1 protein-coding gene and 1 pseudogene are annotated in these 1,505 nt (G+C 56.5%); one reads left to right on the forward strand and one right to left on the reverse strand.

Going from position 1 to position 1,505, the window contains the following annotated elements; translation table 11 throughout:
* Window positions 1–210: pseudogene (locus Q0362_RS02445) on the forward strand (hypothetical protein); the annotation flags it as partial.
* A gap of 74 nt (window positions 211–284) precedes the next feature.
* On the opposite strand, the gene Q0362_RS02450 reads toward Q0362_RS02445, so the two are convergent.
* Window positions 285–1,505 (reverse strand): acyl-CoA dehydrogenase (locus Q0362_RS02450; RefSeq protein ID WP_298119401.1); only part of this gene is annotated, 1,221 nt, incomplete at its 5' end.

Below are 1,505 nucleotides of genomic sequence, written 5' to 3' on the forward strand. Positions count from 1 at the left end.
GGTGGCGCGATTATCGGTCTCGAACAGAACCCCGCGACCCAACCCATCGCAACTGCTGCCAAGGTAGCCATCTCTGATGGAACTCGCTATGGCGCATTCGCAGCGGCTGGCTTCCTCGGCTTGGGCTTCCTCGCCACTCTTTCACTCGGGGCAACCCGCAAGGAAGAAGTAGAGAAGCTCCACGAAGGCGGAGACGCTCACGTCATCTAAGTAACTTCACTCAACCGAGAGAGCCGGCTCCCAAATGGGGGCCCGGCTCTCTCGTGCTTGGAGGCGAGGTGTGTCTAATGCTTTTCTGGAACGGGCGCTTGACCGCTTGCGGCAAGCTTCTCGAAGTAGTGACGTGCTTCTTCCTGACGAATGCCTTCAATACCGGTGGCAATCTCAGCCCTGAGGTGTTCGGGGCCATATCCGAATGCATCAACCAAATCTTGAGCGTGTGTGCGCAAGCGTGTGATCAAGCGGTCAACGTAAGCAGTAACGGCCTCCGCACGCTGTGCTGACAGACGTCCCTTGATCAAATACCAGGCAAGGTTCTGCTCAATGACGTGGAGTCCAAAGAGATCACGAACCCAGGTCAACACCTGCTTTGTTCCTTCGTCTTCGACTCGTGTGAGGGCCTCGGTGAAGGCTTCCCACTGAAGCAAGTGGCCGTGAGCGGAAGCTGCCTCAATGAGTTGGCTCTGCTTCTCATTGAACACGTCAGCCTCTGACCCGCTCTTCTTCGCATCGCGAAGGTCAAGGGCTATCTCCGCAATCATGGTCTCGACGCGATCAGTGAGCAGTTCGTGCTGAACCTCAGGATCACGCAGTTCATTGACGGCACGTGCTGTTGATCCACGGTCATGCACGTTTTGTCCCAGACGACGAAGGCCCGAGCCGGTGACAGCACGTTCAGTTACCTGTTCCATCATGAGACGAGCGAGTGTGCCAGTGTCGGCGTCCTTGAACTTGCGGCTGTAGTCGGTCAGCAAACGCTTAGCCACCAACTGAAGAAGAACATTGTTGTCCCCTTCGAAGGTGACATAGATGTCCAGGTCTGCACGAAGTGCAGTCAATCTGTTCTCCGCCAAGAACCCTTGACCGCCACATGCTTCACGTGCTTCTTGCAGAGTGTTGAGGGCATGCCAGGTGGAGAGAGGCTTCAAAGCCGCGGCGAGAGTTTCCAGGTCCTGACGGTTGTCGTCGGTGTCATCTGCTCCGCTGAACACAGAGTCAAACTTCTCGAGAAGTACTTCCTGAGAGAAGGCCTGTGCATAGGTCGTGGCAATGAGGGGAATCAAACGACGCTGGTGGCGCTGGTAATCCATCAACACCGTCTCGCCGTGACCTGCCTGACCAAACTGGCGTCGTTCGTTGCCATAGGTCACGGCAATTTGCAGAGCGAGCTTGGAGGCATTGACTGCAGCTCCGTCGAGAGAAACGCGACCCTGCACCAGCGTGCCGAGCATGGTGAAGAAGCGACGGCCTGGGCTAGCAATAGGCGAGGTGTAGGTTCCGTCTTC

The organism is uncultured Aurantimicrobium sp. (genome assembly GCF_936931525.1).
Lineage (GTDB): Bacteria > Actinomycetota > Actinomycetes > Actinomycetales > Microbacteriaceae > Aurantimicrobium.